The organism is Rhodococcus sp. 24CO (assembly GCF_050586165.1).
GTDB lineage: Bacteria > Actinomycetota > Actinomycetes > Mycobacteriales > Mycobacteriaceae > Rhodococcus_F.
This window is the reverse complement of record NZ_JAZFNF010000040.1, coordinates 1-9,031: the sequence shown is the minus strand read 5'-3', so window position 1 is coordinate 9,031 and position 9,031 is coordinate 1. Positions and strand designations below refer to the sequence as shown.

Annotated in this window: 7 protein-coding genes; all 7 read right to left on the bottom strand. The window is 60.5% G+C overall.

Annotation, left to right across the window (positions count from 1 at the left end; all coding sequences use genetic code 11):
• Window positions 1-349: 349 nt before the first annotated feature.
• Complete coding sequence (locus V2B23_RS30550; RefSeq protein ID WP_430953642.1) at window positions 350-514, bottom strand: hypothetical protein; 165 nt, start codon at window positions 512-514, stop codon at window positions 350-352.
• A 414-nt stretch (window positions 515-928) separates the two neighbouring features.
• Window positions 929-1,696 (bottom strand): glucose 1-dehydrogenase, encoded by a 768-nt coding sequence (locus V2B23_RS30545; protein ID WP_430953641.1) that lies wholly within the window; start codon window positions 1,694-1,696, stop codon window positions 929-931.
• Between the two features lie 88 nt (window positions 1,697-1,784).
• Window positions 1,785-3,125 carry a PucR family transcriptional regulator gene (locus V2B23_RS30540; protein WP_430953640.1) on the bottom strand — a complete coding sequence of 447 codons (1,341 nt, stop codon included), beginning with the start codon at window positions 3,123-3,125 and terminating at the stop codon, window positions 1,785-1,787.
• A 6-nt stretch (window positions 3,126-3,131) separates the two neighbouring features.
• Window positions 3,132-4,580, bottom strand: a complete 1,449-nt coding sequence (locus V2B23_RS30535) for a phytoene desaturase family protein (protein WP_430953639.1) — start codon at window positions 4,578-4,580, stop codon at window positions 3,132-3,134.
• Between the two features lies 1 nt (window position 4,581).
• On the bottom strand, window positions 4,582-6,372 hold the full coding sequence (locus V2B23_RS30530) for a DUF3556 domain-containing protein (RefSeq protein WP_430953638.1): 1,791 nt from the start codon (window positions 6,370-6,372) through the stop codon (window positions 4,582-4,584).
• 111 nt (window positions 6,373-6,483) lie between these two features.
• Window positions 6,484-7,953 carry a class I adenylate-forming enzyme family protein gene (locus tag V2B23_RS30525; RefSeq protein ID WP_430953637.1) on the bottom strand — a complete coding sequence of 490 codons (1,470 nt, stop codon included), beginning with the start codon at window positions 7,951-7,953 and terminating at the stop codon, window positions 6,484-6,486.
• Between the two features lie 281 nt (window positions 7,954-8,234).
• Window positions 8,235-8,576, bottom strand: a complete 342-nt coding sequence (locus V2B23_RS30520; protein WP_037134838.1) for a hypothetical protein — start codon at window positions 8,574-8,576, stop codon at window positions 8,235-8,237.
• Window positions 8,577-9,031: the final 455 nt, after the last annotated feature.

Sequence of the window (9,031 nt, the reverse complement as noted above, 5' to 3'; positions counted from 1 at the left end):
CCGTAGAGCCCTTCGGCAGTGCCGATCGTGGCCCGCAGTTCCTCGATGAGGTGGGCGTCGGTGATCGTCCGTGCAGACGGTGCTGCGGTTTTCCAGTTGCGATACGTGCGTGGGGCGACTGGAATCCTTGTGCGGTGAGCACTCGGCAAATCGACTCGACCCTGACATTTTGTGCACGCATATCGTCGATGAACTGGACTATCAGCGGCGGCGAGGGTCGAGTTCCCACGCGAAGAAAATCGATGCCGACTTCAGGATCTCGTTGGCTTCCTTGAGTTCTCGGCTCTCACGCTCGAGATCTTTGATGCGTTGTAGTTCCGCAGACGTAGCACCGGGAACTTGGTTGGCATCAATCTGGGCTTGCTTGGCCGAAGTTCCGCAGCGATTCGGCGCCGATGCCGAGTTTCGGGCCTATCACCTCACATGCGGAGTAGACGGACCGATATTCGTCGAGGTGATCGAGGACCATCCTGACGGCTCGCTCACGCTGCTCGGGCGGGTAACGCTTGGGCATGATCTGCATCCTTCACAAAAACGGATGCGGCATCAAACCCGGCACGGTTCACTCAGACGACCTTGCTGGAATTCTTCTCCAGCTCGCGGAGGACCCCGGTTCCGAGGGTCTGGAGAATTGATGATGCGGCACCCACTCGACCCCGCTGTCGTGTTTGCCTCTGTTGCACAAACTCGAATCAGACGTGCGGGGAGGAGACAGACGTGCGAGGAGGAGACAATGGGGAGACTGCCGAATCGTCACAGAGTTTCTTCAAGTCTGCTGCCAGACCGACACGACAAGACGACGGCCTGGATGAGCGGCAATGGTTACGCGGGTAAAGATCCATCCCCCGCGTAACCAATGCCGCTCACAGCCTGTACTCGAATGCTGCGGGTTTGATCCGTCGCTATCCGAGCTGTTTGTGCGGTGTAATTATTGAGCGGTGTAGCCGCCGTCGATGACGAGTTCAGATCCGGTAACGAAAGAGGACTCGTCGGAGGCCAGGTAGAGGATTGCGTAGGCGATATCTTCGGGGGTTCCGAGTCGTCCGATCGGGTGCAGTTCCGTGAGTGCAGCTCGGCCAGCGTCGATGTCACCGCCTTCGGATGCGACTGCTTCGACCATCGGCGTCCAGATGTAGCCGGGGTGAACAGAATTCACTCGGATTCCGTAACCTGATTTAGCGCAGTGCAGTGCGGCGGATTTGGTGAAGATGCGGACGCCGCCTTTGCTCGCGTTGTATGCGGGGAGTGACGGATCGCCGACCAGCCCCTCGATGGACGCCAGATTCACGATCGAGCCTCCCCCCGTGTGTTTCATTGCCGTGATCGCGGCCTTTGTGCCGAGGAACACGGCGTCGAGGTTGATCGACTGCAGCCATCTCCAGCGTTCGAGGGTTTCGTCTTCGACGTTGGCTGTTGATGCGACGCCGGCGTTGTTGACGAGGATGTCGATCCGACCGAATACGGACACGGTTTTCTCGAGAACGTCAGCCCACTGGTCTTCGTCGGTGACATCTTGGCGCAAGAAATGGGCTCGCGTCCCGGTGCTGTCGAGTGTGGTCGCGACATCGCGGCCGTCTGGGTCGATGTCGGTCAGTACAACATTTGCTCCCTCCTCGAGGAGTAGTTTTGCCGTTGCGGAGCCGATGCCTTTTGCGCCGCCGGTGATGAGTGCGACCTTGCCTTCAACTCTTCCCATGATCAAGCCTTTCGATTGTTGTGGAACCGTCTACGGTGATGTTTCGTCGTGCAATCGGCGAGTGAAAGTTACTGAATCCGAGTAAGGTTCATATCTCGCCGCTGTGCCGGTGGGTCGATGTTCTCGTTCTGGGCTCGGGCCTGAGTACCCGCGCCCCGAGAAGGTGGCATATTTCGAGGGCCAGAACGATGTCGGTGCGGTCGTCATCAGCACTGTCGCCGATGTGGGGTGAGATTTTCCCGAGCCGATACTTCACGGTGTTGCGGTGCACATTGAGTAGTTCTGCGGTGCGGAGGTAGTTTTCGCCGGTGTGGAAGAACACTCGCCATGTCTCTCTCAGCAGTGCGGTGGTTTCGTCGTCGGTGGCGAGTTCGCCGAGCACCTCGTCGATCCACGCTGTGGTGACATCGATGTCTTTGACTACCAGTGACACCGCACGCACGCCGCGGTCTCGGTAGCAGGTGACTGTTCGTTGAGCTGATCGAGATGCCGTGACTGCGACGTCTCGGGTTGCTATCGCTTGTCGGTGCGATCGTGCGAATCCGGTCTGTCCTCGGCCGGGAGCGCCTACTGCTATTCGGTACGGTCCAGCTTGTTCGAGCCTGGCACCGAGTTGCGTCATGGACCGGCCGGTCGCGTCGGAGGCGACGGGCATCCAGATCCACATTGTCGCGCTGTCGATCATCTGCAGCAGTGGGCGACCTATGGCACCGCAGGCCGTTTCGATGGTGTGGACGAACCGTCGCATCTTCTCTGGATCCGGGGTGCCGTTGTCGGCCTGGTGGACCCACAGCACCATGGCGAGATGTGTTTCGGTCAGTCGGTAGCCGGTTTCCCGTTCGAATTCGCGGGATTCGACAGTCCGGCCATCGAGCAGTGCCCGGATCAGTGGTAGCGCGGAGGACGTCTTGGCTTGGGACCATCGTGCTTGCTCGTCTGCGTGAGCTTTTCCGACAATCAGTGAGACCCAGTCGATATAGTGAAACAGGAACTTGTTGATGGTCCGAAGGACCTCGTGTTCGATGTCCTTCGGACAGCTCCCGCGTTGAACTTCGTCGAACGCTGCCTCGAGAAGGTAGTTCTGCCCGATGGAGTAAGCCCGTACGAGATGGCTTGCAGGAATTGCTCGTTGAGCGAGCAACCGCGCATAGTCGAGCGCACCGATGGGAGGTTCGAGACGCTCTATCATCGCTTCGTTTGCCATGGCGTTGAAGACGGTGGTGACGTTTCCACGGATACTTCGCTCGAGTTGCTCGATCAGCGGCCGATCGGCGCCGATGAATTCGATTTCCCCCGCAAGGACAGCGGTCATACCTTCGGTGATTTCATCTTGCCGGGCATAGAGGCGACTTCCGCTGGCCGTGACGAACCGACGCACATTCTCGGCTCCGTCACGGTCAGCCTGAGATCTATCGCCCTCGGCCTGCATGGTCGATCACCGCTTCTTTCCGTGTAGTGCCGATCGCGCGGCGTTCAGTCCGCACATCCCGTGCACACCCGCGCCCGGCGGTGTGGCCGAGGAGCACAAGTAGATCCCAGGTACTCCAGTCCAGTATGGGTCCAGCGCCAGTCGTGGGCGAGCGACAATCTGGCGAGCGGTGTTTGCACCCGCCGAGATGTCGCCGCCCACGTAGTTGGCGTTGTACGCCTGCATGTGCGGGACCGTGCGGGTGTGGACGCCGACGATGCGATTTCGGAATCCGGGGGCGAATCGCTCGATCTGATCGATGACGACCTCGGTGACGTCGTTGGGGTAACCGTTGGGGACGTGTGCATATGCCCACACTGGATGTACGGTGCCGACCGATCGGGTGGGATCGGCGAGGAACTGCTGTCCGACCAGGACCAAGGGGCGGGCGGGCATGTCGCCGCGTACGGTCGCTCCCTCCGCAGTGACGAGTTCGTCCACGGTTCCGGCGAGATGCAGGGTGCCGGCGCGTCGTGCGTATTCGTTGGTCCACGGTACGACGTCGCCAGTGCCCGAAGGTCCGCCTTGCACGGCGAAGTCCACCTTGAAGGCGGCCGGCCCGAAACGGTACCGCCGGTATGCGCGAGCAATCCTCGGAGGCAACCGGTCCCCGAGGATCCGCGCTGCTGCATCAGGAGCGATATCGAGCATGACGAGGTCGACGTCGTCGATCTGGTCGATGTCGGTGATCATGCGACCGGTCTCGATCGTGCCACCGAGATCGGTGAGGATCGACGTCAGTGCGTTCGCGATGGACTGTGATCCTCCCTTGGCGACGGGCCAACCGTGTGCGTGGGCGGCAGCGATGAGCATGACCCCTACCGCGCTCGACATCGGGGTCGTCAGTGACCCGAAGACATGACCGGCAACGCCTCCGAAAAGCGCCTTCGCCTGTGGAGTACGAAATATTCTCGCGAGCACCGATGCCGGCAGGGCCGCCCGGATCCCGAACTGCGCGAGTAGGAGCGGATGGTCTGGGATGTCGATCAGTGGACGGAAGACGTCGGTGACGATCTCGTCGAAGTGATCAGCGGTCTTTCCGAATATCTGCTGCCATCGCCTGCCGTCGATGCCCATCTGCGCGCAGGTGCGATCGAGATCGCGCCACAGGACTCCGGCGCTGCCGTCATCGAGGGGATGGACCAAGTCGATCTCGGGCCAGCACCATTGCAGGCCGTGCGAAGCCAGGTCGAACGCGGCGTCGAGCTCGCGTAAGAACGGTGACGCCAACGCGGTGGGATGAAAAGCGGAACAGTCGTCGTGAATGAGCCCGTCCACCAGGCGCTCGCTGCTGCGGGTGCCGCCTCCGACCTTGTTTGCGGCCTCGATGACGCGAACCGTGAATCCGTTGCGGGCCAGTTCGATTGCTGCAGCAAGCCCATTCGGTCCGCTTCCCACCACCACCGCTGTCGGCATGTCAGTTACCTGCTTCTGCGGTCACTCGCTCGGCATGGGCCGCGCGCTGCCAGGTCACGGTCATCGGAATCGGTCCATCGGGGAGCCATGGCTGAGTCTCGAGGGTGTCCTTGACACGATAGGTGCCGCGCTCGATCACACCGAGCCCGAGATCGATGACCTTGTACTCCTGATGGTCCTTGTGCAGCGGCTGAGATTCGATCCACATCACCACGACCTCACCAGGTGCGAAGTCCGCGCGCCGCTGGATTTCCATGAGCAGACGCTCGTTGAACAGGTGGCCGTCACCGAAGTGCCATCCGACCAGATTCGCGATCATCGATTCACCTTCGCGGAGGGTGTACCGGTCGATGTCGTCGAGGTTGCGGTCGAGAGCGGACAGCATCGCCGGGCCCTGGGTGTGCATCGACCGCCAGGCAATTGCCTTCTGCAACAGCATCTCCGCGAGATCATAGCCGTACGCGCCGCCGAGTTGGTCGACCTGGTTCGGTGACGACATCAGCACCTTGTCGGCGAGTTTCTTCTCCGCGCCTGGAGCGAACGCCCACATCGCGGACGCCCAATTTCCGGCGTACTGACGCATCGACGGCAGGAACGAGACGAGGTCGGGACGCAGGTTACCCAACACTGGGAAGAAGAGCAGGGCGGCAACGACTCCCGCGGTGAGCCATGGAGAAGACATGTTGCCGAGCCCGTAGCCGTCCCATGTCGGGAATCCCAGGAACAGGAAGACGGTGACGAACGCGAACATGATGTTCCATTCAAGGGGCACCGCCACCGGGAAGGTCAAGAAGATGGTGATGTGGAAGGCGACCATCAGCAGAGCGGCAAGAAGAGTGGCGGTCTGGTTGGTCGAGAACAGCAGGATCAGCGGCGCTGCGATCTCCACCGTCGTTCCCAGGATATGGGCGACGCTACTTCCCACGCGCGACGGACGCAGATCCTCGGGGAAGTTCCGGTACAGCGATCGCTTGAGAATCTTGCTGAACATGATCGGCGCGTTCGACATCATGACGGGTACGACTTTGGTGAAGTGGTGACCGAACTTCGAAACTCCAGCGCCGATCCAGATGACAGCCATCAGCAGTTTGCAGGCGATAATCATGTCGGTGAATTCGAGGGTGGCGAAGAAGACTACGGCGGGGAGATACTGCTCAGCGCGCATAGCGAGGAAGGTGATCTTGTCTCGCAACCCCATGAGGACCGCGAGAATCAGCATAGGCCACAACAGAACCGGGTTGAGGAGACCTGCGGTAGCACTCGGGTGTGCCGATGCGAGTGAATTGCTGTCGACGCCGGGCAATGTCAGGATGACGATGAGGCTCAAGACAACCGAGGCGTAGAGCGCGACGTCGATCTCGGCGCGCACGCCGCCCTTGGTGAAGGGTATCTTTCCGGGCCACGGCGGATTCCGCAGAGTTCCGGAGCGGAGCCAGTAACGGTGCCCGCCGACTCTGGGGCTGAAGCGAAATGCCATCGGTCCGGAGGACGCGCCGATGCCCAGCATCTCCCACAGGATCGTGAAGATCACCATCTTCTGATACACGATCGGTTCGTCCCACCAGGCCGGCACGTCCCACGGAGCGCCCGCGCCGGTGGAGACAGTGGCGACGGTGATTCCGATGGCGATGTAGAGCAGAACCTTGAGAACGTAACCGACGTGGGTTTTCTTCGCGGTGCCGAATCCGTAGTCCACCCAGTGGGTGGCCAGATAGCGGATACGTTCGAAGGTGGGCATGGCAACGATGTCCGCTGCATCGGCAGCGGGCAGATCGGGAGTCTTGTATCCCATGACGGGCTCCTTGAAATATTGTGAATACGTCTCTGTGGAGCGCTTTTTGGGCGCAACGATCCTCGCTTCAGGTCGATGACCTGACGCGGTGATGAAAGGGAGTTCGCCTGCCTACATGCGTAGTTGAGTGCGCAGACCGGGTTTGTCGATCTTGCCGACGGGATTCTTCGGCATGTTCGTGAGAATGTGGATCTGGACGGGAATCTTGATCTTGGCGAGCGTGCTCTCGAGATGGGAGCGAAGAGTTTCCTCACTCACATCTGTACCGGGGTAGGGAACGACGAACGCGACCGGAACTTCGCCGTACACGTCGTCCGATCGTCCGACGACGGCGGCTTCGAGGACATCGGCGTGACCGTACAGAGCGTTCTCTATCTCCTTGGGGTAGAGGTTCTCTCCGCCTCGAATGATCATGTCCTTGATCCGATCGACCAAGGTCAGGTAACCGTCTTCGTCGAAGCGGCCGACATCGCCGGTATGGAGCCACCCGTCAACGATGGTCTCTGCTGTGGAACCGGGACGGTTGAGGTAGCCGCGCATGACGTTTTTACCGCGCACCACCACCTCACCGGTCTCACCCGTGGCGACAGTCTTTCCGGACTCGTCGACCAGACGCACCTCCTGCCCGGGCAAGACTGGTCCGACGCTTCCCAAGCGGCGGATCCCGTCGATCGGGTTGCAGCAGCTCACGCAGGTACCTTCAGTGAGGCCGTATCCTTCGACCAGCGTGATCCCCAGCCGTTTCTCGACACGGTCCAACAATTCCGCCGAGACCGGCGCAGCTCCGCAGAGCACGAACCGCACCGAGGTGATCCGTCCGGTCTGCTCTTCGGGAAGTTCGATGATGCGCGCCAGCAGAGTCGGAACCGCCGAGAAATAGGTAGGTCCGTGCTCGCGGATTGCCGTCATGAAGGACGGAGCGTCGAAGCGGCGCAGGATCGTCAACTGAGCGCCGCGGTACGTCGAGGCGAGGAAGCTGACACAGATGGCATTGACGTGGAACAGAGGCAGCACCAGCAGGCAGTGGTCGACTTCGGTGAGGTGAAAGTGGGTGGCCAGCATGTCAGCCATCGACACGAGATTGTCGTGAGTGAGCATCACGCCCTTCGGCCGACCGGTCGACCCGCTGGTGTAGATGAGAAGAGCGACAGCGTCACCAAGGTCGGAGGGAATGGGGGGCAACATCGCTGGGTCAGGGGTGCTGTGCGGTGGGGCGAGATCGTCGAGCGAGAGGGACATGTGGGCGGATAGGTCTGCTGGGGCATTGTCGTGGATCACCAGTTTGGCTGCGGCATCGACGATCTGGTAGTCCGCTTCCATCGTCGTCAGTGTCGGGTTGACGGGTGTCACCACAGCCCCGAGGCGCCATGCCGCCATCATGACGACGGGAAACTCGACGCGATTCGACATCATGACCGCAACTACGTCGCCTTCCCCGATCTCCTTGGAATGCAGCTGCGCTGCAACAGCATCGATCCAAGCGGCCGCTTTTCCGTAGGTCAATTCCGTGTTCGCGTCGCGCAGCCAAGGGCGTGGAAGCCACTCGTCCGGGTGGTTCCATGGCAGATAAGTGTGAATCATGCTTCGGCCCTTCTTATTTCATCCAGAAACCTGACGAGCCTCCGGGAAGATTGCTGCGATGAACCAACCGTAGGCGACGTAGGTCACACTTCGCGTGGGCTGAACTGACCAACTCCACACGGCCTGTTGTGCACATGTGACAATCACGTGTCCGAGAGCCACCCTGCGTGAGCGCAGTTGCGCCTGATTCGTCAGAACCATGCATGCACTCCGATGCGATCGGTCCTCAATCTCGTGCCGACCGACGAAAAGGCAATTGGCCGGCACGAGGGGTTCGTGAATTACACCGCGGGGGTGTAAAAGTGCAGCACAGGAGCAGCAGTCGAACGGTTGAGCGCTTCGGACAATTCGAGCGTGCCGTCGGCGAGTGCCGTGCCGAAGTGCTGCGCGGTCGCAGCCAGGTCCTCGGTGTCGAGTTCGTACAAGCTCAAGTAGCGCTGGATAGGCGCGGCTTCCTCCGGCACCAGTTGCGCGCCAGCGTACTTGTGCCGCGATGCACCGACGACACCGGGAATCCGCTCGAGGACCTGAGGAATGTGAACTTCGTCGTACCACCGGTTGAACTCGGTTTCCTGCTCCGCGCTGGCGGGGTGGACGTGCGCGATCAATAGGGCCTTTGCCATGGTTTCTCCTTGGATGAGTTGTTTTTTCGATGATGTTTGCGCGGCGGCGGCGCCCGGATTCTTAGGCTGTGGCGCCTGCAGTCCGTGCAGGATGTCTGCGGCGAATTCTTCGATGACGAGTTGCGCCGAGTTGCGCAGTCCGAGAACTGAATCCGGACATGGTGACAATTCGCTCAAACGTGCGGCCGCCGACTGCACAACTGTAGCGACCCACATCACAGTCCGGATGGTCACTACTGACCAAAGTTCGACGGCGGACTGTGCAGTTCTGTCAGGAACAAGACCTTAGGAACAACCGACATTCCGGGCAACGCCCGAAACGTGAGATCCTTTCCATTACTAACGACCCGTTTCTGCTCATATTGCTACTCAAGGCATCCAGCGCACAACAGAAAGCTCCCCAACGAGCACATGCCCTCCTCCAACGCCCTCAGCCCCATCAGCGACCGTGTCGA

Coding starts and splice junctions, on each gene's coding strand:
- V2B23_RS30540 (WP_430953640.1), bottom strand. CDS start 3,125: ATGCAGGCCGAGGGCGATAGATCTCAGGCTGACCGTGACGGAGCCGAG.
- V2B23_RS30550 (WP_430953642.1), bottom strand. CDS start 514: ATGCCCAAGCGTTACCCGCCCGAGCAGCGTGAGCGAGCCGTCAGGATG.
- V2B23_RS30535 (WP_430953639.1), bottom strand. CDS start 4,580: ATGCCGACAGCGGTGGTGGTGGGAAGCGGACCGAATGGGCTTGCTGCA.
- V2B23_RS30520 (WP_037134838.1), bottom strand. CDS start 8,576: ATGGCAAAGGCCCTATTGATCGCGCACGTCCACCCCGCCAGCGCGGAG.
- V2B23_RS30530 (WP_430953638.1), bottom strand. CDS start 6,372: ATGGGATACAAGACTCCCGATCTGCCCGCTGCCGATGCAGCGGACATC.
- V2B23_RS30545 (WP_430953641.1), bottom strand. CDS start 1,696: ATGGGAAGAGTTGAAGGCAAGGTCGCACTCATCACCGGCGGCGCAAAA.
- V2B23_RS30525 (WP_430953637.1), bottom strand. CDS start 7,953: ATGATTCACACTTATCTGCCATGGAACCACCCGGACGAGTGGCTTCCA.